A 21,595-nucleotide genomic window follows, 5' to 3' on the forward strand; every position below is an offset into this window, starting at 1 on the left:
CGCCCGCCGTGGCGGCGGGCGGCGGGACGTTCAGGCCGCTGGGCAGCGGGAGAAGAGGGTGGTGAAGCCCGACTCGACGCGCTCGATGCCGAGCACCAGGCCCGCGCCCTCCCCGGCGAGCGTCAGCTCCAGCTCCTCGTCCACCTTGATCGACTCGAAGGTCGCCCAGTCGAGCACGACGTGGTCGCGCCGGGCCTGGAACATGTCGCCGCGGTCCACGAAGACGCGCCACCGGCCGGCGCCGTGCCGCGGCACCGCGCCCGCGTGCTCGGTCTCCCGCCGGTAGCCCGGCACGAAGTCCTCGTCGTGCAAGACCTCGTCGATCAGCGAGGCGGAGACGTCGGTGACGGTGAACCCGCCGGCCGCATCGAGGGTGAGCACGTCCCGTTCCGGGCCGCACCAGACACCGGTGACGTCGGCGGCGGCGGCGGTGGGCGGTGGCTCGCCCCCGCAGCCGGCGGCGACGAGCACCAGCGCCAGCACCAGCGACGCGTACCCCGTCCGTCCGCGCACGAACGCCCCCCTCCGCCCGGCATCGTAGCCCCGCCGCCGGGCGTGAACGGGACCAGGCCGGGTAAGCGCTGCTGCCACCGAACAGCGAGAGCGAGATGGGGAGGTACGTCCGTGGCGACCATGACCAAGGAAATGATCAGCCCGGTCAAGGACCAGAACTACGACCTGATCCACGTCCTGCAGATGTCGTTGCAGCACATCTGGAAACTGGACACCTACATCGCCGACGCGGATTCGCGGGGCGACACGGAACTGGCCACCTGGTTCCGGAAGATGCAGGAGAACAACCGCAAGGCGGGTGAGCAGGGCAAGAAGATGCTCATGTCACGCCTCCAGGAGGAGATGAGCTGAGTTCGGCCCGAGGTGGCCGGGCGGCCGGAGACGGGCCGCCCGGCCACCTCGCGTACGCCCGGCGCACGGGGCAGCGCGGACGGCCGCCGACCGGCAGAATGTCCATCCGGGTCGCACGGGATGGAGCCGCGATGACGGTTGTCAGGGGTCTGCGGGAAGCACTGGTGCTGTTCGTGATCGCGCTCGTCGTGGTCGCGGCCGCCGCCGGGGTCTGGGTCGCCCTGGGCGGCGGCGACTTCGTCTACCGCTTCGGCATCGCCCTCGTGGTGGTCGGTGGGCTGCTCGGGATCACCGGCGACCTCACCCTGAGCCGGATCGGCATGATGGGGGCGCGCGCCACCTTCGGCGTGGCGCCCGAGCGCGAGGCCGCCGGCGAGGGGCGGGTGCTCACCGGGATCGGGATCTTCCTGTTCGTCGGTCTGCCGCTCATGGCCGTGGGCATCATGCTGATCGCCTGAGACCGGGCCCGACGGCCGCCGGCCGTGTCGGAGGCGCTTCGCCGGGGGCCGCGACGGGCCGTGCCGACCGGCCCGCCGGGTTACGGTGTGGGGCGTGGCGACGCCGGCCGAGGAGATCAAGGTGGGGGAGCGGCTGGTCCGCGTCTCCAGCCCCGACAAGCCGTACTTCCCCGAGCTGGGGCTGACCAAGCTGGACGTGGTGCGGTATTTCCTGGCCGTCGGCGACGGCGTTCTGCGCGCCCTGCGGGACCGGCCGACCATGTTGGAGCGGTGGCCGCGCGGCGTCTTCCCGGGGGCGAAGATCGCCACCCGGCAGGACAACCGGGGCGACGCCTTCTACCAGAAGCGGCTCCCGGCGGGGGCGCCCGAGTGGGTGCGCACCGCCCACATCACCTTCCCGAGCGGGCGTACGGCCGACGAGGTCGCGCCGAGCGAGCTGGCCGTGGTGATCTGGGCGGCGAACCTCGGCACGCTGCGGTTCCACCCGTGGCCGGTCTCCGCCGCCGACGTCGAGCGGCCCGACCAGCTCCGCATCGACCTCGACCCGATGCCGGGGGTGGGCTTCGACCAGGTGGTGCCGGTGGCCCACGAGGTGCGCGCGTTCCTCGACGAGTTGGGGCTGACGGGCTATCCGAAGACCACCGGCGGGCGGGGCCTGCACGTCTACCTGTCGATCGAGCCCCGGTGGAGCTTCGGCGAGTGCCGGCGGGCGGTGCTGGCGCTGGGCCGGGAGATGCAGCGCCGGCTGCCGGAGCTGGTCACCACCACCTGGTGGCGGGAGCAGCGGGACCGCCCGGTCTTCGTCGACTACAACCAGATGTCCCGGGACCACACGATGGCCTCGGCGTACTCCATCCGCCCCACCCCGCAGGCGCTGGTCTCCGCGCCCCTGGACTGGTCGGAGCTGGACGACGCGCGGCCGGAGGACTTCGACGTCACCACGATGCCGGCCCGGTTCGCCGAGCGTGGCGACCCGCACGCGGGCCTCGACGACCGGCGCTTCTCGCTCGAACCGCTGCTGGAGTTGGCCGACCGGGAGGGGCTGGAGGCCCCGCCGGAGCGCTGAGCCCGCCGGCCACGGCGGACCGCGGCCGGAGTGCCGGGCCTGCGGGCCGCCGCGGGCCCGGCCGGCGGGCCCCGGAGCGGTGCGCCTGCCGGCCGCCCCGGCGCGGCTCACTCCCACGGGCTGCGGTCGCCGTCGAACTCGTCGAAGACCAGCCAGGTGCGGGTGGACAGCACCCCGGCGATGCTCTGCACCCGGCCCAGCACCACGTCCCGCAGCGTGGCGTTGTCCGGCGCCCGGACCAGGGCCAGCACGTCGTGGTCGCCACCGAGCAGCGCGGCGTGCTCGATGTAGCGCACCCGGGCCAGCTCCGCCGACACCTCCCGCCAGGTGTTCTGCTCGATCTTGAGCGCGACGTACGCCGAGGTGCCCAGCCCCGCCGCCTCGGGCGCGACCTGGGCCCGGAAACCGGTGATCACCCCGTCGCGCAGCAGCCGCTCCACCCGCGCGTACGCGTTGGTGCGGGAGATGTGGATCCGCTCGGCGAGGGTGCGCACGGAGGTGCGGCCGTCGCGGACCAGTTCGTCGAGGATCCGCCGGTCGACCTCGTCCAGGGGCCGGGCCGAACGTCCCGTTCCGGCGGCCCACTCCGCACTCGGCCCGGACTCCTGGCTCATGTTGATGCCTCCCGTATGCCATCCGTCCCGCGTTTGTCATGGATCTTGAGTCAATCATCCGACGGCAGGAGCATAGGCCCACCACACGTCCCAGGAGGTCCCGCCGTGACGACCACACCCGAGGCGGTCCGCAGGGCATCCCCGCGCAGGCGTCGGGCGGCCACCCCGCCCGACCCGGCCAAGCCGCTGCTGCCGGCCACCGAGCCGGTCCGTCTGCTCGATCCCGCCGGCACGCCGCTGCCCGCCCACGCCGACTACCCCGAGCCGCCCGTCGAGGCGCTCGCCGACATGTACCGGCGGATGGTCATCGGCCGCCGCTTCGACATCCAGGCCACCGCCCTGACCAAGCAGGGCCGGCTGGCGGTCTACCCGTCCTCGCGCGGCCAGGAGGCCTGCCAGGTCGGCGCGATCCTCGCCCTGCGCGAGGACGACTGGGTCTTCCCGACCTACCGCGAGTCGATGGCGCTGGTCTCCCGGGGCATCGACCCGGTCGAGGTGCTGACCCTGCTGCGCGGCGACTGGCACTGCGGGTACGACCCCGCCGCCCGCCGTACCGCCCCGCAGTGCACCCCGCTGGCGACCCAGTGCGTGCACGCCGCCGGGCTGGCCTACGGCGAGGCGTACCAGGGGCGGGACACCGTCGCGCTGGCCTTCATCGGCGACGGGGCCACCAGCGAGGGCGACTTCCACGAGGGCGTGAACTTCGCCGCCGTGTTCAAGGCGCCGGTCGTCTACTTCGTGCAGAACAACAAGTACGCCATCAGCGTCCCGCTGTCCCGGCAGACCGCCGCCCCGTCGCTGGCGTACAAGGGCGTCGGCTACGGCGTGCCCAGCGAGCAGGTCGACGGCAACGACCCGGTGGCCGTCCTCGCGGTGCTCACCCGCGCGGTCGCGCACGCCCGCTCCGGCAAGGGGCCGTTCCTCGTCGAGGCGCACACCTACCGGATGGAGCCGCACACCAACGCCGACGACGCCACCCGCTACCGCGACGGCGCCGAGGTCGACGCCTGGCGGGACCGGGACCCGGTCGCCCGCCTGGAGACGTACCTGCGGGCGCGGGACGTGCTCGACGACGCGCGCGTCGCCGCGATCGCCGAGGAGGCCGAGGCGTACGCCGCCGACCTGCGCACCCGGATGAACGCGCAGCCGACGGTCGACCCGATGAGCCTCTTCGCGCACGTCTACGCCGAGCCCACCCCGCAGTTGGTCGAGCAGCGCGAGCAGGTCCGCGCCGAGCTGGCCGCCGCCGCAGACGAGGAGGGTGAGCGCTGATGGCCACCCTGACCATGGCGAAGGCGCTCAACGCCGCGCTCGCCGACGCGATGCTCGACGACGACCGGGTGGTCGTCTTCGGCGAGGACGTCGGCGCGCTCGGCGGCGTCTTCCGGATCACCGACGGCCTCCAGGCCCGGTTCGGCGACAAGCGCTGCTTCGACACCCCGCTCGCCGAGGCCGGCATCGTCGGCTTCGCCGTCGGGCTGGCCATGTCCGGGCTGCGCCCGGTGGTCGAGATGCAGTTCGACGCGTTCGCGTACCCGGCGTTCGAGCAGATCGCCTCGCACGTGGCGAAGCTGCGCAACCGCACCCGTGGCGCGCTCAGCGTGCCGATCGTCATCCGGGTGCCGTACGCCGGAGGCATCGGCGGGGTCGAGCACCACTGCGACTCCAGCGAGGCGTACTACGCCCACACCCCCGGCCTGAAGGTGGTCACCCCGGCGACGGTCGAGGACGCGTACTCGTTGCTGCGTCAGGCGATCGACGACCCCGACCCGGTCGTGTTCATGGAGCCGAAGAAGCTCTACTTCTCCAGCGCCGACGCGGAGCTACCCGCGACCACCGCGCCGATCGGCCGCGCGGTCGTGCGCCGCCCGGGCCGCGACGCCACCCTCGTCGCGTACGGGCCGGCGGTGCCGGTCGCGCTGGAGGCCGCCGAGGCCGCCCGCGAGGAGGGCTGGGACCTGGAGGTGGTGGACGTGCGCAGCATCGTGCCGTTCGACGACGAGACCGTCACCGCCTCGGTCCGCCGCACCGGCCGGTGCGTGGTGATCCAGGAGGCGCAGGGCTTCGCCGGGGTCGGCGCCGAGATCGCCGCCCGGGTGCAGGAACGCTGCTTCCACGCCCTGCACGCTCCGGTGCTGCGGGTGTCCGGCCTGGACATCCCGTACCCGGCGCCGATGCTGGAGCACACCCACCTGCCGTCGGTGGACCGGATCCTCGACACGGTGGCCCGACTCCAGTGGGACGACCAGCCGGACGGGCGCTGGCTGACCCGGGGGAGCGCGGCGTGACCACCGTGGACGGGGCGCAGGTCTTCCTCCTGCCCGACCTGGGGGAGGGGCTGAGCGAGGCCGAGATCGTCGAGTGGCGGGTCGCCGTGGGCGACGTGGTCACGGTGGACCAGACCGTCGTCGAGGTGGAGACCGCCAAGGCCGTCGTCGACGTGCCCTGCCCGTACGCCGGGCGGGTCGTCGCGCTGCACGGCGCGGCGGGTGAGGTCCGCCCGGTCGGCCAGCCGCTGGTCACCATCGCGCCGGTGGACGGCGACGGCGGGGCCGGCGACGAGCCCGCCGGGCACGCCACCTACCGCGAGGAGGAGCGCGCCGGCTCCGGCAACGTCCTGATCGGGTACGGCACCGGCCACGGCGGCTCGGGGCGGCGGCGTCGCCGGCCCCGCCCCGCGGTCGCCCCCGACCACCGCCCGGCCGAGCCGCTGGCGGCGCCCGCCGCCCCGGCGGTGGCGGCGGACCGCCCACGCGACGCGGCGCCCCTGGTCATCTCGCCGATCGTGCGCCGGCTGGCCCGCGAGCACGGCCTCGACCTGGCCGCGCTGCGCGGCACCGGCCCCGGCGGGGTGGTGCGCCGCGCCGACGTGGAGGCCGCCGTGGCCGAGGCCGCCTCGCCGGCCGCCCGGCTCGCCGCGGTGCCGGACCAGCCGGACGCGCCGGACGCGGCGGACGTGGTCGTCCCGCTGACCGGCATCCGCAAGGCGATCGCCGACAAGCTCTCCCGCAGCCGGCGGGAGATCCCCGAGGTGACCATCTGGGTGGACGTCGACGCCACCGGGCTCCTGGCGACCCGGGCCGCGATCAACGCGGCGACCCCGGACGCGCCGGTGAGCATCCTGGCCCTGCTCGCCCGGATCTGCCTGTCCGGGCTGCGCCGGTTCCCGCAGCTCAACGCCCGCGTCGACACCGAGGGCCAGCGCATCGTCCAGTCCGCCGGGGTGCACCTGGGCATCGCCGCCCAGACCGACCGGGGGCTGGTCGTGCCGGTGCTGCGGGACGCGCAGCGGCTCACCACCGCCGAGCTGGCCGCCGAGCTGACCGCGACCACCGCGGCGGCCCGGGCCGGCACGCTGCCCCCGGCCCGGCTCACCGGCGGCACGTTCACGCTGAACAACTACGGCGTCTTCGGCGTCGACGGCTCCACGCCGATCATCAACCACCCCGAGGCGGCGCTGCTCGGGGTGGGGCGGATCGTGGACAAGCCGTGGGTGGTGGACGGGCAGCTCGCGGTGCGGAAGGTGACCCAGCTCAGCCTGACCTTCGACCACCGGGTCTGCGACGGCGGGGTGGCGGGGGGTTTCCTGCGGCACGTCGCCGACTGCGTCGAGCAGCCGGCGCTGCTGATCGCCAACGTCTGACCCGCCGCGACGGCCCCGGTTCCGCCTCCGGCGGTGCCGGGGCCGTCGCCGTCGCGGCGGGCGTTTCCCCGAAAGCGGGCCGGGAATACGGGCCTGGCTGTCCCGCCGAGGGGAGGACGAGGTGGCGTACCCGGACATGTCCTCCGCCGGCGGCGTGCGCCGCTACGCGGTCGCCGGCGCCCCGCTGCTCTGCGACGCCCGGGAGCACGGCCTGGTGGGCGACGGCGCGACCAACGACCAGCCGGCCCTGGCGGCGCTGGTGGACCGCCTCGGCGACGCGCACGCCGCCGACGGCCGGGTCCGGATCATCTACTGCCCGCCCGGGGTGTACTCGATGCGGGACTCGGGCACGGTCTGGCGCTCCGGGGTGTCGCTGATCGGCGCCGGCCCGGGGGCGACCCGCTTCGTGCTCAGCAACGCCGGCAACCGGGCCGACCCGGCCCCGCTGGCCTTCCACACCGTGCAGCAGCACGGGGCCGGCCCTGACCGCCACCTGGCCGACTGCACCTTCGCCGACTTCGAGATCGACGGCTCGGGCGTGGCGTCGGCGGACTACAACCCGCTGGCCAAGGGTCTCGGCCTGCAGTACGTCGTCCGGGGTGTGTTCCGCAACCTGTACATCCACCACACCGCCGCCACGGGCCTGGGCTGCGACTTCCTCCAGGACTGCCTGATCGACGGGGTGCTGGTGGTCGGCTGCGGGCGGCTGGACAACGGCACCCAGATGGGCGGCGCGGGCGTCGGCGTCGGCATCGGCGGCTGGGGCAGCGTCGAACGGTTCAACATCGTCAACTGCAGCGCGGTGGACAACGCGACCAACGGGATCTTCCTGGAGTTGCAGGAGGCGAGCCACCTGCGCCCGCGCGGGGTGCGGATCATCGGCTGCCACGCCCAGGGCAACCGGTTCGGCATCTCTGACTGGGGCGCGAACGGCCTGATCGTCTCCGCCTGCACGATGACCGGCAACCTGGAGGCGGGCTTCCACGTCTCGGCGAAGGGCACCACGCACACCGCCGGGCGGGCCGGCATCCTCACGGACTGCGTGATCGACGGCAACCTGGGCGACGGGGTCAGCATCGGCAACACCCCCGGGCCGTACACGATCCGCGGCAACCGGATCAGCGGCAACGGCCGGTACGGCTACCACCAGCGCAACCTCGGCGGCGCGGAGGAGCAGATCGCCGAGGAGATCGTCATCGAGAGCAACGACTTCTACGGCAACAGTGCCGACGCCATCCGCATCGACCGCCCGCTCCGCGACATGATCGTGGTGGGCAACCGGATCCGCAACAACGGGCGGCAGTGCGCGCCGGCGATGAGTGGGCGCGGCGACTCGGTGCGCTACAGCGAGCGGAAGGTGGTGGACCGGCGGGCGACCTGGCCGAACGACGGTCACCGGGGCAAGGTGGTGCGCGTCGGCGACGGGATCGCCACGGTTGCCGCCAACGACGACAACGAGCTGACGCTCGCGCCGATCCGCCCCGACGCCTCCAGCGGGTGGAGCGGGGGCACGCCGCTGCCGGGAACGCCGTACGAGCTGCCGGCCGGCCCGCCGGTGCGGGCCGGCATCACGATCAACGCGGCGGTCGACTCGGCCACCATCCGGGGCAACCGGATCTGGGACAACAAGAACCCGAGCACCCAGAACCACGGCCTCTGGATCACCGACGAGGGCAGTTGCGTGGACTGCCGGGTGGAGGACAACGACCTCGCCGGCAACGCCGACTCCGCCATCCGCATGGATACCCCGCCCGTCGGCGGCCGGTGGGAACGCAACCACGGCGACGACGACTGGACCTGAGCCGGCGCCACGCGGGTGGCCGGGGCCCGCCCGGCCGTTGCCGTCGCCGCCGCCACGAGGCCGGGGCGGGGCACCGGGGGCGGGTCGGGCGGGAACGGCGCGGGGCGGCGCAACCGGGACACGGCGGCATGGCCGGGCTCCGGCGGTGCCGGTCCGGGCGATCCCGGACGGACCCGGAAACGGGGGCACCCGGACCCATTCCGCGCAGTCCGGCAAATGCGCCCCATAATTGCTTTTCCCTTTTCGTCGAAAATTGCGCGCCCGTCCGGGCGGTATGGAGAGAATGTGGCGGAGGACGCCAATTAACGGGGGGACGCATCATGAAGTTGAGGCGGCGACTGACGGTTCTGGCCGTGACCATCGCGGCCACGCCGTTGGCCCTCGGCGGGTGCACCGCCGACCGCAAGCCGGGTGCCGGGTCGGCCGAGGGCCGGGCGACGGCCCCGGAGCTGGCCGTGACGCCCGCCGACCGCGCCCGCGAGGTGCCGGTCAGCGCCGAGGTGGGGACCGTCGTCAAGGGTGGACGGGTCACGTCGGTCCGGATCACCGACGACAAGGGCGCGGAGATCAAGGCGGAGCCCCGGGAGGACGGCTCGGGCTGGGTGCCGAGCAAGCCGTTGCAGCCGCGGCGCACCTACACCGCGGAGGTGACCGCCACGGGTGACTCGGGGAAGACCACCACCCGGAAGACCACCTTCACCACGATGCCGAAATCGTCGAAGCCGGAAATCACCAGCACGTTGTATTTCGCCGGCAACCGGACGTACGGCACCGCCATGCCGGTGACCGTCGCCTTCGACCCGCCCATTCCGAAAGAGGCCAGGGCGGACGTGCAGCGCCGATTGTTCGTGAAGACCGACCCGCCGCAGCCGGGCACCTGGTCGTGGGTGTCCGACGGCAGCCAGGTCTATTACCGGGCCCCCGATTTCTGGCGCCCGGGCACCACGATCAGCGTCCGGGCCGGTCTGGAGGGTCTGCCGATCGGCAAGGACCGGGTCGGCGACTCCGACCGGACCGCCACCTCCAAGATCGGCCGGCAGGTGGCTCTGGAGATCGACAACGCGACCAAGCAGATGTCCGTGGTGCGCGACGGCAAGGTCGTCCGCAAGATCCCGGTCAGCATGGGCAAGCCGAGCACGCCGACCTCCAGCGGCAAGATGGTGATCATGGAGAAGCACGAGAACACGACGTTCGACACCCGGGGTTCGGCCGACCCCTACGTGGTCGACGTCGAGGACGCCCAGCGCCTCACCTGGGGCGGTGAGTTCATCCACGCGGCGCCGTGGTCGGTGGGGGACCAGGGCAACACCAACGTCTCGCACGGCTGCACCAACGTCTCCAACGAGGCCGCGGACTGGCTGATGGGCGTCACGCAGGTCGGCGACCTGGTCACCATCAAGGGCACCGAGGTCGGGTTGAACGAGGGCAACGGCTGGACCGCGTGGAACGTCGGCTGGGACGAGTTCGCCAAGGGCAGCGCGCTGCCGGTGCCGGCCGGGCTCCGGCCGGCCCCGTCGCAGGCCCCGCACCCGGGCGCCGTGGCCGGGGGCTCGCCGGTGCCGGCGCCGTCCGTCCGCGGCGGCTGACCCGGCCGTACGCACACGGGGGACCGGTCCGCCGCCAGGCGGGCCGGTCCCACGACCTGCCGGTCTCGGCGAGCGGCCGGGGCCGGGTGCCCGGCGGCGCGTCCACCGGCCACCACCAGAGCCGGCCGTCCTCGGTCCCGCTGACCACCCGCCCGGACGGGTCGACGACCACGTCCTCCGGGCCGGCGACGCCGTCGGGCCGGGGCAGCAGTTCGGCGGCGTCGAGCCGGCGGTCGGTGGGGGACCACGGCCCGTCGAGCGGGGGCGGGAGGGTGGCGGGCTCACGGACGGGACGGATCAGCCACGGCGCGCGGGGACGCGGAGGAGCGACCATCGGCCCGTTCCCGCCCGCCGGTGTGGTACCCGCCGGCTCTCGACGCCGGGCGGCGCGGGTGGGCTGGGGATCATCGCGGTGGCGCGGTCCTCCTCCCTGAGGAGGATCAGGGAGTCCCTCGGGGGTGACCCTGGGTGGACCCGGATCCCGTCCCTGGGCAGGGCGGAAATGTCGGTGGTGGGGGCTAGATTCGTCGGCATGGGGCAGCGTGAGGACAGGTTCCACGTCGAGGTCAGCGTGGACGATTACGCGGTGGACGTGCGGGCGATCGGCGAGGTCGACATCGCCACGGTCGCCGCGTTCCGCTCCGCGCTCTGGGCGGCCCCCGCCCGGCCGGTGCTCCGGCTGGATCTTTCGGGCGTCCGCGTGCTCTCCGCCGCGGGGGTGCGGGCGCTCGTTGCCGCGCACCTGCGCATCCGCGCCCGGGGCGGTGAGTTGGTGCTGCTGCACCCCGACCCGGTGGTCGCGCGGGTGTTGCGGGCCACCGGCCTGCACCGGGTCATCCCGATCGTCGACTCGTGCGCCGACCGGGAGCTCGTCGCCTGCTGACCACCCCCGACCGATCGGGTGCGTGTGCGCCCGGGGGCCGACCGCGCGTGGGCGGGTCGACACCCGGGCCCGTGCTCAACGGCTCAGCGGACGCCGACCAGGTCGACGACGAAGACCAGGGTCTCGCCCGGCTTGATGACGCCACCGGCGCCCCGGTTGCCGTAGCCCAGGTGCGGCGGGATGGTCAGCCGGCGCCGGCCGCCGACCCGCATGCCCACCACGCCCTGGTCCCAGCCGGCGATGACCTGCCCGGCGCCGAGCCCGAACTGGAACGTCTCGCCCCGGTTCCAGGAGGAGTCGAACTCGCGGCCGGTGGAGTGCGCCACCCCCACGTAGTGGACGTCGGCCAGCTGCCCTGGCTGGGCCTCCGGCCCCTCGCCGACGGTGATGTCCTCGATGACGAGATCGGCGGGCGGCGCGCCCTCGATCGGGCCCACCTCGGGCTTGCCGGAGCGGGCACCTGCTGCCTGGTTCATACGGGAGTCTCCTGCCGTTTCGGTCCTGATGTCCCGGTCACCATCCTGCCGGATGGCGGCCGGTCGGCGCGCGGCGGTCCCGGGAGCGGCTCGCGTGCGTCGACGTGTCGGCGATGTGCGAGCCCTCGGCGCCGTCGGGCGGGAGAGCCGGGTCCGGCCAGGCGCGACGAGTTGGGCGTACGCACGGACCGGCGGGCGTCACCGGTGGTGACGCCCGCTGGGGGTGAGGTGCCGGACCAGGTCAGCGGAGCCAGGGGAGCCGCCGGACGAGGGGGAGCTTCGCCCAGGCCGCGCCCAGGCCCAGGGTGGCGCCGGCGTTGACGAGCGCGAGACCGACCAGCAGGGCCGCGTTGAGCAGGTGGTCGTCGAGGAAGGGGTTGTTCTCGGGGGGCAGGACGACCGTCCACATCATCACGTAGAGCACCACGCCGGCGACGGCGGCGACGCGCATTCCGATGCCGAGCAGCAGCGCCACGCCGATCGCGGCCAGGCCGGTCATGAAGAGCACGTCCGCCCAGGCGGCCCCGGCGATGCCGTTGTAGAAGCCCTTGAAGGGGCCGGCCGCGCCGAAGGTCAGGAAGCCCTTGGTGGGGCTGCCGCCGTTGATCCAGGCGTTCTTCGCCTCGGTCGCGTGCCCCAGGCCGAAGACCTTGTCCAGGAACGCCCAGAGGAAGGTCCAGCCGAGGGCGATGCGGATGCCGGCGAAGACGTACCGGGCGGCACGCTCCCGGGTGGTCTCGGCGAGGTGCCGGGGCTGCGCCGCTGGGGCGATGGTCCTGGCGGTGATCTGCTCGGTCGCGGTCATTGTCTCCACGTCCCTTCGTGTACCTCGCACCGCGCTTCCCGGTGGCATCTCCATTGGACATCCGCCGACGCCCGCCGGGCAGGGCCTACCGGGCCCCGCCGGACCGGGACCTTGGACCCCTTCCACACCGGTCCACCCGGCCGTGCCGACCCGGTCCCGCGACCCTGACCCGGCGGGCGGTCGCGGCCATACCGTCGCAGGTGCCAACGGCAGGGAGGTCGTGATGAGGACGTGGCAGGTGGGCGACGTGATGACGCGGGACGTCGCGACGGTGGGGGAGGAGACCCCCTACCGCGAGATCGTCGACGCGCTGGTCCGGCGGGGCATCAGCGGCGTGCCCGTGGTGGACGGGTTCCGCCGGGTGCTCGGCGTGGTGTCCGAGTCGGATCTGCTGCACAAGGTGGAGCGGGCCGGGCACCCGGACGAGCGGCGGATCTTCGAGGGGCGGCGGCGCCGCAGCGCCCGGGAGAAGGCAGACGCGCTGCTGGCCCGCGAACTGATGACCGCGCCGCCGGTGACCACCTGGCCGGAGGCGACCATCTCCGCCGCCGCGCGGCAACTGGACCGGGAGTCGGTGAAGCGGCTGCCGGTGCTCGACGATCTGGGCCGGCTCGTCGGCATCGTCACCCGGGGCGACCTGCTGCGGGTGCACCTGCGTACGGACGCGGAGATCCGCGAGGACGTGGTGCAGGAGGTGCTGCGCCGGGTGCTCGCGGTGCGGGACGGCCTGGTCACCGTCAAGGTGCGCGACGGTGAGGTGACGCTCGACGGCCGGCTGGACCGGCGCAGCGCGGTCGAGCTGGCGGGGCGGCTGGCCGGGCAGGTCAGCGGCGTGGTCCGGGTGACCAGCACCATCGCGTACGACGTCGACGACCGCACGCTCGTCGAGCGGGACGCCGGCCCGGTCACCCCGGTGGCCTGACCGGCGACGCCCGGGCCCCGCCGTCCGGGCGGGGCCCGTCGGCGTGCCGCCCGCCCGGGCCCGCGCTCCCCTCCGGCCGACGGCAGCCGGCACCTGAGGCCCGGGAGCCGCCAGGCAGCGGCGACCGGGCCCGGCCGGCACCCGCCGACTTGCCCGGACGGCCGTCGGCCGGTCGGCGGCTCGCCTAGGCTCGGGGGCGGGCGCGGTGCGGCTCTGCCGCCGAGCCCCGCCGCGGGGACCGCGCCCGCGCCGGAGCCGCCGGGCATGCGGCGCGCGAGGAGCGGAGCCGCCCTGTCCCGTCGTGGATGCGGAGGGCGCCGGGTGGACGAGGCGACGTTCGCGGCGCCGCTGTGGGCCTGGGCGGCGGTGGGCGCGGTCATCACCGTCATGCTGGCCGTGGACCTGCTCTCCCACCGCGACAACCACGTGATCGAGCTGCGCGAGGCGCTGGTGTGGAGCGGCGTCTGGATCACCGCCGGGCTCACCTTCGGCCTGCTGGTCTGGCTCTGGCGGGGCGGCGATCCGGCCGTGGCGTACTTCTCCGGCTACCTGCTGGAGAAGGCGCTCTCGGTCGACAACGTCTTCGTCTTCGCGCTGCTGTTCGGCTACTTCCGGGTGCCCGCCGGTTACCAGCACAAGGTGCTCTTCTGGGGGGTCGTCGGGGCCCTCGCGTTCCGGCTGGCCTTCATCTTCGCCGGTGCCGCGCTGCTGGAGCGGCTGGCCTGGGCCGGGGTCGTGCTCGGCGCCTTCCTGGTCTGGACCGGGTGGCGGCTCGCGGTGCGCGGCGAGCCGGACGTCGAACCGGACCGCAACGTCGCGGTCCGGTTGTTCCGGCGGCTGGTCCCCACCGAGCCGCGCTACCACGGCGGCCGGTTCACCGTCCGGGTCGACGGCCGGCGCAGGGCCACCCTGCTGCTGGTCGCCCTGATCGCGATCGAGGCCACCGACGTGGTCTTCGCGATCGACTCGGTGGCGGCGATCCTGGCCATCACCACCGACACGTTCCTGGTCTGGACGGCGACGGCGTTCGCCGTGCTCGGGCTGCGCAGTCTCTACTTCTGCCTGGCCGGGCTGCTGCGGCACTTCAGCTACCTGCGGTACGGGCTGGCCGTCCTGCTGGCCTTCGCCGGGGCGAAGCTGATCCTGTCCGAGACGCCGGTGGGGAAGCTGCCGGTCTGGCTCACCCTCGCGGTGGTGGTGCTGACCCTGTCGGTCGCGATCGGCTGGAGCGTGCTCGCCGCCCGTCGGGAGCGCCGGCACGCGGGCTCCTGACCCGACCGGCGCGTCGACCGGCCGGGCGACGTGCCCGGGCAGTCAGCCCGGCCGGACGACCGGGTCGGCGAGCTGGGCGGACAGCAGGGCGGGCGCCTCGGCCAGGGACGGGCCGTACCAGGTCAGGTGCCGCCCGGAGAGCAGCGCGCACGGGACGCCGGGAAACGCCTCCGGCCCGTCGTCGGCGGTGAACCGGTACGGCTCGTCCGGCAGCACCACCAGCTCCGGCTCGCGGGCGCGCAGCTCGTCGAGACTCGGTCGGGGATAACGTTCGGCGTCGTCGGCGTACAGGTTGGTGACGCCGAGTCGGCGCAGCACGTCCCCGGCGAACGTGTCGGCGCCCAGCACCACCCACGGGCGACGCCAGACCGGCACCACCGCCCGGCGGGGCGGCCCGACCGCCGGCGCGGCGGCCCACGCCCGGCGGGCCGCCGCCAGCCACTCCGGCTCCGCCGGCGCGCCCAGCTCGCGGAGCAGGTCGCCCAGCTCGGTCAGCGCCTCGTCGACGGTCCGCGGGTAGGTGACCCGCACCGGCACGCCGGCCGCGGCCAGGGCCTCGGCGTCGACGCGGCGGTTCTCCTCGACGTTGAGCAGCACCACGTCCGGCCGTAGCGCGAGCACCCGGTCCAGGTCGGGGTACTTGCTGCCACCGACCCGCGCCACGTCCAGCCCCGCCGGGTGGGTGCACCAGTCGGTGGCCCCGACCAGCAGGTGGGGCAGGGTCAGCGCCACCGCCTCGGTCAGCGACGGCACCAGCGACACGACCCGCACGCGCACCCCCGCTCCGCCTGTCGACAACCGCCACGCTCGATCATGCCCCAGCGGCGGGCGCCAGCCACTCCTGCCGGGTCAGCGCGTACTCGACCTCGCCGTGCTCCGCCCCGTCGATCATCTCCGGCCAGTCCCCGACGTACGTGCGCACGAAGCGCAGCCCGGACTTCTCCATCACCCGGCGGGAGGCCGCGTTGACGGTCATCGTGTTCGCGGTGACCCGTTCCACGCCCAGCTCGGTGAAGCCCTTGTCGACCAGCGCCCGGCAGCCCTCGGTGGCGAGGCCGCCGCCCCAGGCCGCCCGGCGCAGGCGGTAGCCCAGCTCCACCTCGCGGGCGTCGCCGTCGCGGGTCGGGCGGAACTCGAACCAGCCCAGGAACTCGCCCGACCCCCGGCCCACGGCCGCCCACCAGCCCAGCCCCGGCGGCCGCCGGTAGTGGGCGAGGATCCGGGGCAGGGTGCGCTCCCGGACCACCTCCGGCGGGGTGGGACGCCCGCCGGTGAGGTATCGCATCACCTCGGGGTCGCCGTCCAGCTCGACGAGGAGTTCCGCGTCGTCGGGGGTGAACTCGCGCAGCACCAGCCGGTCGGTGCTCAGGAAGGGCGTCACCGGCCCATCCCACCGGGCGGCCCCGGCCGGCTCAACCGAATTCCCCGCCCGTGCCGCCCCCGCCGCACCACCCCGGCTCCGTCCATGATCGACGGCCTAGACTCGCCCCCGGGCCGACGAGTCGGCCCGGGGGCGACGGCAGGACGGATCACACGGATGACGAGCACCGGTGGCGGGGACGGTTCCTGGCTGCGCGCGGTGACCGGGGACGGCGGTCGCGGCCCGCTGCTCACCCGGGCCGGCCAGCTCGTGTACGGCGCCCGTCGCCTCGGCGAACTCACACACCGGCGGCCGAGCGGCATCACCGGCCACCAGTGGAGCACGGCCACCCGGGAGGGCTACGACTTCGTCGTCTGCGCCGCCGACACGGCCCGGCCGGTCTTCGCCGTCGAGGTCGGCCCGGTCGCGCCCGCCGGCTCCGCCGGGCAGCGCGCCGAGCGGATGAAGAACGTGGTCGCCGAGGCGGTCGGCCTGGCGGTGCTGCGGATCGGGTCGCCCACGCTGCGCGCCGACGAGCACGGGCGGCGGATCGTGACGTACGTGATCGACGCCCGCGCCTACGCGGCGCTCGGTGCGGGGGAGCCGGAGGCGGGGGACGTGCCCCCGCTCGGGTTCCGCGACATCTTCGGCCGGCTGCCCGACGGGCGGACGGGCCACGTCAACGACCTCGGCGCGCTGGCCCGGGCCGCGGCGGTCGACGCGTACGTGTCGCGGGGGCTGGTGGACCCGATCGTCCGGGGGCTGCACCTGAGCTGGCGGGGCGGGCCGGCCGAGGGGTGGAGCTGGGTCGAGGTGCGTCCCGGCGCCTGCCTCGTGGAGCGGGTGACGGTGCACGAGCAGCGGGTCTCCGCCGGCGTGGACCCGGCCCGCCTGGCCGAGGACCTGGCGGCGATGGCCGTCGGCCAGCGGCTGCGCGAGCTGGAGACGGCCGAGCCGGTCCTGACGCCCCGCGAGGAACTGCTCGCCGACATCCGGCGGCTCGAATCGCGGCGCGACGAGATGGCACACGGGTTCGCCTTCGCGCACCTCTGCGCGGACTGACCCGCCCCGGCGCCGCACGGGCGTACCCCGGCGGCCCCGGCCGTCGTCAGGCCAGCGCTGCCGCCGTCCGGCCGGGGGCGGCGGTCGGGGTGGCATCGGCCCGCAGGGCCTCGATCCGCCTGGCCCGGGGGCGGACCGCGAGGAGGTTGCCGGCGGCCACCAGCAGGGCCAGACCGAACAGGCCCAGCCAGAGGGCGTCGGTGGAGAACCGGGCGGCGACCAGCCCGCCGAGGGTCGGCCCGGCGAAGCTGGCGAAGGCGTAGCCGAGCGAGTAGACCCCCTGGTAGCGGCCGCGCTGCGCCGCTGGCGACAGGTCCGCCGTCAGCGCCGAGTTCGCGGGGGTCATCAGCATCTCGCCGAGTGTCCAGACGGCGACCGTGAACGCGTAGAACCACACCGCGTCGGCCAGCGCGGTCAGCGCGAAGCCGGCGCCGACCACCACGACGGCGACGGCGATGGTGCGGGACCGGTCGAAGCGGCCGACCAGCCGGGGCACGAAGAGTTGCCCCAGCACGATCATCAGCCCGTTGACCGCGATGACCGGCCCGTACGCCGACGCCGGCAGGCCGTCGGCCTGCAACGCGACGGGGAGCATCACGCTGCCCTGGATGCAGAGCCAGGCCAGCCCGGTGAGGGCGGTGAAGGTCAGGAAGACCCGGTCGCGCAGCACGGTGCCGAGCCCGCCGGAGTCGGCGCGGGTGAACTGCCCGACGGTGACCGGGGCGGGGCGCGACTCGGGCACCTTCAACCCGATCAGCGCGGCGGTGCCGAGCAGCACCGCCGCGTTGACCACGAACAGCAGCAGCGGATCGGCGCGGACCAGCAGGCCGGCGACGGTCGCGGCGACGGCGAACCCGATGTTGATCGCCCAGTAGTTGAGCGTCAGGGCGCGCAGCCGGTCCCGCTCGCCCACCACGTCGATGATGGTGGCGGTGAAGGCCGGCCGGGCGACGCCGAGGAAGAGCCCGAGCAGGAGGGTGAGCGCCGCGACCGCCGTGGGGTGGTCGCTCAGGCCCAGCGACACCGCCGCCACGGCGGCGGCCACGTTGCCGACCAGCATCGCCGGCCGCCGCCCCCACCGGTCCGCGACGACCCCGCCGAGCACGCTCCCCGCCGCGCTGCCGGCCCCGTGCAACCCGATCACCACTCCGGCGTACGCGGGGCTGAAGCCCCGCACCGAGACCAGGTAGACGCCGAGGTAGATGGCGACGAAGCTGCCCAGCCGGTTGATCAGCGTGGCCGTCCAGAGGTACCAGAACGTGCGGGGCAACCCGCCGGCCGTCTGGCTCCACCAGCGCGTCATCCGCCACCCCCGAGATGCGTTTGCGTAATGCCCGACAAAGCTGTCGCTCATTACACTCGGGGGGTGCGACGGTCTCGGGTCGCGCGGGCACGAATCGTGGTGATGATCACGTGCGGCCGGAGCCGCCCGGGTCACCACCTGCCCCTTCGTCGCCCGGTGGGTCGCCGGTCCTCGGCCGGATCAGGTTTTCGTGCGGTCGCGGGAATCCCCCGGCGCGGCCACTCGGGGGTCGCCCGGCGACCCGTCGGGGCGGCTCGGCGAATGCGCCGCCCGCGAATGCGTCCGCCGCCGGACGCGGGCCGTGCGAATGGACGGCCGTGGGAAAAGACCGGCGGGGCCCCGCTGATTCCGCAGCGTGACCCCGCGTGGACGCGAGCGTGAACCCGGCGCCAGGTCAGCGGTTCTTGTACGCCTCGGCGACCTCGACCGGGATGCGGCCGCGCTCGGAAATCTTGTAGCCGTTCTTGACGGCCCATTCCCGGATGGCCCGGTTCTGCTCCCGGTCCATTCCCGCGCCGCCCTGGGCGCCCGCCCGGCGGGGTGCCCGCCCGACGTCGACGGTGCCGCGCCCGATCCGCCGGCCAGCGCTGATGTACGGGTCGAGAGCTTTCCGCAGCACGCCCGCGTTCTCGTCGGAGACGTCGATGGTGTACGCCACGCCGTCCAGACTGAACTCGACGGTCCGGTCGGCCTTTCCGCCGTCGAGGTCGTCGGTCAGAACAGTGATTACTTTTCTCGCCATCGCCAATTACTCCCTGTGTGGGGCGGGGTGTGGTCAAAGTTTGACCTATCCCACGGCAATTGCGCAAGAATACGCGTCGTTTTTCATTTCGGCGGGTCGCGTTATCGCGGGAAATCGGCGCGGCCGGCGCAAAGGCGGGGAGTTCGGTCGCCCAGCGTGCCGGCGTGGCCGGCGGGCGCCGCGGCCTCGGCCCGGCTGGAGACCCGCACCCTGGTCCCCGTGTCCCGTGTCCGGAATCGGCTCGTCGACTTCGCCGCGTCGACCGGCCTGCTCCCGACGCGGCCGGCGGCGCGGGGAAGTGGTCTGGGTCACAGTGGGAACAAGGGGAACGCTTTGTTACTTGAGTTGGACACGCTCAACTCAACGCGATAGCAGGTGTTCGATGGCAACTCTTCCGGTACTGCCCCTGACCGACGCCGTGCTGCTGCCCGGCATGGTCATCCCGGTGACCCTCGACCCCACCACCCAGGCCGCTGTCGACGCGGCCCGCGCCACCGGCGAGGGCACCCTCCTCGCCGTGCCCCGCCTCGACGGCGAGTACGGCCCCGTCGGCGCGGTCGCCACCATCGAGAAGGTCGGCCGGCTGCCCAGCGGCGAACCGGCCGCCGTCGTCCGCGGCCTCTCCCGCGCCCGGATCGGCTCCGGCGTTCCTGGACCCGGCGCCGCCCTCTGGGTCGAGGCCACCGAACTCGACGAACCGGCCCCCGCCGGCCGCGCCCGCGAACTCGCCCGCGAGTACCGCGCCCTGATGACGTCCGTGCTCCAGCAGCGCGGCGCCTGGCAGGTCATCGACGCGATCGAGCGGATGACCGACCTCTCCGAGCTGGCCGACTCCGCCGGCTACGTCTCCTGGCTCAGCCTCGCCCAGAAGACCGAGCTGCTCGCCGCGCCGGACGTCACCGCCCGGCTGGAACTGCTCGTCGGTTGGGTGAAGGACCACCTGGCCGAGCAGGAGATCGCCGAGCAGATCAACACCGACGTCCGCGAGGGGCTGGAGAAGTCCCAGCGGGAGTTCCTGCTGCGCCAGCAGCTCGCCGCCATCCGCAAGGAGCTCGGCGAGGACGAACCGGACGGCTCCGCCGACTACCGGGCCCGCGTCGAGGTTGCCGACCTGCCCGAGAAGGTCCGCGAGGCGGCGCTGCGCGAGGTCGGCAAGCTGGAGCGGGCCAGCGACGCCTCCCCGGAGGCGGGCTGGATCCGCACCTGGCTCGACACGGTGCTGGAGATGCCGTGGGGCACCCGTACCGAGGACAACACCGACCTGGCCGCGGCCCGCGCGGTGCTCGACGCCGACCACGCCGGCCTGGCCGACGTGAAGGACCGCATCCTGGAGTACCTCGCGGTGCGCAACCGGCGCGCCGAGCGGAACCTCGGCGTCGTCGGTGGCCGCGGCTCCGGCGCGGTGCTCGCCCTCGCCGGCCCGCCCGGCGTCGGCAAGACCAGCCTCGGCGAGTCGGTCGCCCGCGCGCTCGGCCGCAACTTCGTCCGGGTCTCCCTCGGCGGCGTCCGCGACGAGGCCGAGATCCGGGGCCACCGCCGCACGTACGTCGGCGCGCTGCCCGGCCGGATCGTGCGGGCCCTGCGCGAGGCCGGCTCGATGAACCCGGTCGTGCTCCTCGACGAGGTCGACAAGCTGGCCGTCGGCTACTCCGGCGACCCGGCCGCCGCCCTGCTGGAGGTGCTCGACCCGGCGCAGAACCACACCTTCCGCGACCACTACCTGGAGGTCGACCTCGACCTCTCCGACGTGCTCTTCCTGGCCACCGCCAACGTGGTGGAGACCATCCCCGGCCCGCTGCTGGACCGGATGGAGCTGGTCACCCTGGACGGGTACACCGAGGAGGAGAAGGTCGCCATCGCCCGGGACCACCTGCTGCCCCGGCAGCGGGAGCGGGCCGGGTTGACCGTCGAGGAGGTCGGCGTCGGCGACGACGCCCTCGCCCGGATCGCCGGCGAGTACACCCGGGAGGCCGGCGTGCGCCAGCTCGAACGGTCGCTGGCGAAGATCCTCCGCAAGGTCGCGGTGGCCCTGGCCACCGACCCGGCGCCGGTCCGCGTCGACGCCGACAACCTCGCCACCTACCTCGGGCGGCCGAAGTTCACCCCGGAGTCGGCGGAGCGGACGGCGGTGCCCGGCGTGGCGACCGGCCTGGCCGTCACCGGCGCCGGCGGCGACGTGCTCTTCATCGAGGCCACCAGCATGGAGGGCGAGCCGGGGCTGACCCTGACCGGCCAGCTCGGCGACGTGATGAAGGAGTCCGCGCACATCGCGCTGTCGTACCTGCGCTCCAACGGGCGCCGGCTCGGGCTGGACCCGAACGCCCTCGCCGGGCGGCGGATCCACCTGCACGTGCCGGCGGGCGCGGTGCCCAAGGACGGCCCCAGCGCCGGCATCACCATGGCCACCGCCCTCGCCTCGCTGGCCGCCGGCCGGCCGGTGCGGCCCGAGTTCGGGATGACCGGCGAGGTGACCCTCTCCGGCCGGGTGCTGCCCATCGGCGGGGTGAAGCAGAAGCTGCTCGCCGCCCACCGGGCCGGCCTGACCGAGGTGATCATTCCGGCCCGCAACGAGCCGGACCTCGACGACCTGCCGGCCGAGGTCCGTGAGGCGCTGACGGTCCACACCCTCGCCGACGTCGCCGACGTGCTCGCCCTGGCGCTGCGCCCCGCCGACGTCGACGCGGACGCCCTGGGCGGCCAGGCGTTGACCGCGGCCTGACCGGCGCGTCACCCAGCGG

21 protein-coding genes and 1 pseudogene are annotated in these 21,595 nt (G+C 74.3%); 13 read left to right on the forward strand and 9 right to left on the reverse strand.

Going from position 1 to position 21,595, the window contains the following annotated elements; all coding sequences use genetic code 11:
* Nucleotides 1-30 precede the first annotated feature (30 nt).
* Nucleotides 31-513, reverse strand: a complete 483-nt coding sequence (locus ABT006_RS17650; RefSeq protein WP_350707554.1) for a hypothetical protein — start codon at nt 511-513, stop codon at nt 31-33.
* Nucleotides 514-633: 120 nt separating this feature from the next.
* On the opposite strand from ABT006_RS17650, the gene ABT006_RS17655 reads away from it, so the two are divergent.
* The 3 genes from ABT006_RS17655 (at nt 634) to ABT006_RS17665 (ending at nt 2,388) form a co-directional block, all read left to right on the forward strand.
* Entirely contained in the window at nt 634-864 is a 231-nt protein-coding gene (locus tag ABT006_RS17655) for a hypothetical protein (RefSeq protein WP_350707668.1), read from the forward strand.
* A 131-nt stretch (nt 865-995) separates the two neighbouring features.
* On the forward strand, nt 996-1,322 hold the full coding sequence (locus ABT006_RS17660; RefSeq protein WP_350707556.1) for a hypothetical protein: 327 nt from the start codon (nt 996-998) through the stop codon (nt 1,320-1,322).
* Nucleotides 1,323-1,416: 94 nt separating this feature from the next.
* Complete coding sequence (locus ABT006_RS17665; RefSeq protein ID WP_350707558.1) at nt 1,417-2,388, forward strand: DNA polymerase domain-containing protein; 972 nt, start codon at nt 1,417-1,419, stop codon at nt 2,386-2,388.
* A gap of 107 nt (nt 2,389-2,495) precedes the next feature.
* Here ABT006_RS17665 and ABT006_RS17670 read toward each other — a convergent pair whose 3' ends face one another.
* On the reverse strand, nt 2,496-3,002 hold the full coding sequence (locus tag ABT006_RS17670; RefSeq protein ID WP_350707560.1) for an Lrp/AsnC family transcriptional regulator: 507 nt from the start codon (nt 3,000-3,002) through the stop codon (nt 2,496-2,498).
* A 105-nt stretch (nt 3,003-3,107) separates the two neighbouring features.
* Here ABT006_RS17670 and pdhA point away from each other — a divergent pair, with 105 nt between their 5' ends.
* The 5 genes from pdhA to ABT006_RS17695 all read left to right on the forward strand — a co-directional run bounded on the left by pdhA (nt 3,108) and on the right by ABT006_RS17695 (nt 10,032).
* Nucleotides 3,108-4,274, forward strand: coding sequence for a pyruvate dehydrogenase (acetyl-transferring) E1 component subunit alpha (gene pdhA / locus ABT006_RS17675; RefSeq protein WP_350707562.1), 1,167 nt, complete (start codon nt 3,108-3,110; stop codon nt 4,272-4,274).
* Nucleotides 4,274-5,290, forward strand: coding sequence for an alpha-ketoacid dehydrogenase subunit beta (locus ABT006_RS17680; RefSeq protein WP_350707564.1), 1,017 nt, complete (start codon nt 4,274-4,276; stop codon nt 5,288-5,290). Before pdhA ends, ABT006_RS17680 begins: the two co-directional genes overlap by 1 nt.
* Complete coding sequence (locus tag ABT006_RS17685) at nt 5,287-6,645, forward strand: dihydrolipoamide acetyltransferase family protein (RefSeq protein ID WP_350707566.1); 1,359 nt, start codon at nt 5,287-5,289, stop codon at nt 6,643-6,645. Before ABT006_RS17680 ends, ABT006_RS17685 begins: the two co-directional genes overlap by 4 nt.
* Nucleotides 6,646-6,781: 136 nt before the next feature.
* Entirely contained in the window at nt 6,782-8,446 is a 1,665-nt protein-coding gene (locus ABT006_RS17690) for a right-handed parallel beta-helix repeat-containing protein (protein WP_466024082.1), read from the forward strand.
* A 320-nt stretch (nt 8,447-8,766) separates the two neighbouring features.
* Complete coding sequence (locus ABT006_RS17695) at nt 8,767-10,032, forward strand: L,D-transpeptidase (RefSeq protein ID WP_350707570.1); 1,266 nt, start codon at nt 8,767-8,769, stop codon at nt 10,030-10,032.
* A 127-nt stretch (nt 10,033-10,159) separates the two neighbouring features.
* On the opposite strand, the pseudogene ABT006_RS17700 reads toward ABT006_RS17695, so the two are convergent.
* A pseudogene (locus ABT006_RS17700) lies at nt 10,160-10,366 on the reverse strand (SMP-30/gluconolactonase/LRE family protein); the annotation flags it as partial.
* Between the two features lie 198 nt (nt 10,367-10,564).
* Between ABT006_RS17700 and ABT006_RS17705 the strand changes: the two are divergent.
* The gene (locus ABT006_RS17705) at nt 10,565-10,915 is read left to right on the forward strand and encodes an STAS domain-containing protein (protein WP_350707571.1); all 351 of its coding nucleotides are present in this window, start codon (nt 10,565-10,567) and stop codon (nt 10,913-10,915) included.
* Between the two features lie 83 nt (nt 10,916-10,998).
* Here ABT006_RS17705 and ABT006_RS17710 read toward each other — a convergent pair whose 3' ends face one another.
* Entirely contained in the window at nt 10,999-11,391 is a 393-nt protein-coding gene (locus ABT006_RS17710; protein ID WP_350707573.1) for an FKBP-type peptidyl-prolyl cis-trans isomerase, read from the reverse strand.
* Nucleotides 11,392-11,632: 241 nt separating this feature from the next.
* Nucleotides 11,633-12,205, reverse strand: coding sequence for a hypothetical protein (locus tag ABT006_RS17715; RefSeq protein WP_350707575.1), 573 nt, complete (start codon nt 12,203-12,205; stop codon nt 11,633-11,635).
* Between the two features lie 214 nt (nt 12,206-12,419).
* Here ABT006_RS17715 and ABT006_RS17720 point away from each other — a divergent pair, with 214 nt between their 5' ends.
* Together ABT006_RS17720 and ABT006_RS17725 are read left to right on the forward strand one after the other, a co-directional pair.
* Complete coding sequence (locus ABT006_RS17720) at nt 12,420-13,118, forward strand: CBS domain-containing protein (RefSeq protein ID WP_350707577.1); 699 nt, start codon at nt 12,420-12,422, stop codon at nt 13,116-13,118.
* Nucleotides 13,119-13,505: 387 nt separating this feature from the next.
* The gene (locus ABT006_RS17725) at nt 13,506-14,390 is read left to right on the forward strand and encodes a TerC family protein (protein WP_502890997.1); all 885 of its coding nucleotides are present in this window, start codon (nt 13,506-13,508) and stop codon (nt 14,388-14,390) included.
* A 42-nt stretch (nt 14,391-14,432) separates the two neighbouring features.
* Here ABT006_RS17725 and ABT006_RS17730 read toward each other — a convergent pair whose 3' ends face one another.
* Nucleotides 14,433-15,161, reverse strand: a complete 729-nt coding sequence (locus tag ABT006_RS17730) for a helical backbone metal receptor (protein ID WP_350707672.1) — start codon at nt 15,159-15,161, stop codon at nt 14,433-14,435.
* 40 nt (nt 15,162-15,201) lie between these two features.
* Complete coding sequence (locus ABT006_RS17735; RefSeq protein ID WP_350707578.1) at nt 15,202-15,771, reverse strand: GNAT family N-acetyltransferase; 570 nt, start codon at nt 15,769-15,771, stop codon at nt 15,202-15,204.
* 156 nt (nt 15,772-15,927) lie between these two features.
* Between ABT006_RS17735 and ABT006_RS17740 the strand changes: the two genes are divergently transcribed.
* A complete protein-coding gene (locus tag ABT006_RS17740; protein WP_350707580.1) occupies nt 15,928-16,812 on the forward strand; it encodes a PDDEXK family nuclease in 885 nt (294 codons plus the stop codon).
* A 46-nt stretch (nt 16,813-16,858) separates the two neighbouring features.
* On the opposite strand, the gene ABT006_RS17745 is transcribed toward ABT006_RS17740, so the two are convergent.
* Complete coding sequence (locus tag ABT006_RS17745; RefSeq protein ID WP_350707582.1) at nt 16,859-18,115, reverse strand: MDR family MFS transporter; 1,257 nt, start codon at nt 18,113-18,115, stop codon at nt 16,859-16,861.
* Between the two features lie 394 nt (nt 18,116-18,509).
* Complete coding sequence (locus ABT006_RS17750) at nt 18,510-18,857, reverse strand: histone-like nucleoid-structuring protein Lsr2 (RefSeq protein ID WP_350707584.1); 348 nt, start codon at nt 18,855-18,857, stop codon at nt 18,510-18,512.
* A 382-nt stretch (nt 18,858-19,239) separates the two neighbouring features.
* Between ABT006_RS17750 and lon the strand changes: the two genes are divergently transcribed.
* Complete coding sequence (gene lon, locus ABT006_RS17755) at nt 19,240-21,576, forward strand: endopeptidase La (RefSeq protein WP_350707586.1); 2,337 nt, start codon at nt 19,240-19,242, stop codon at nt 21,574-21,576.
* Nucleotides 21,577-21,595: the final 19 nt, after the last annotated feature.

It is taken from the genome of Micromonospora sp. NPDC002717 (assembly GCF_040295705.1).
Classification (GTDB): Bacteria; Actinomycetota; Actinomycetes; order Mycobacteriales; family Micromonosporaceae; genus Micromonospora.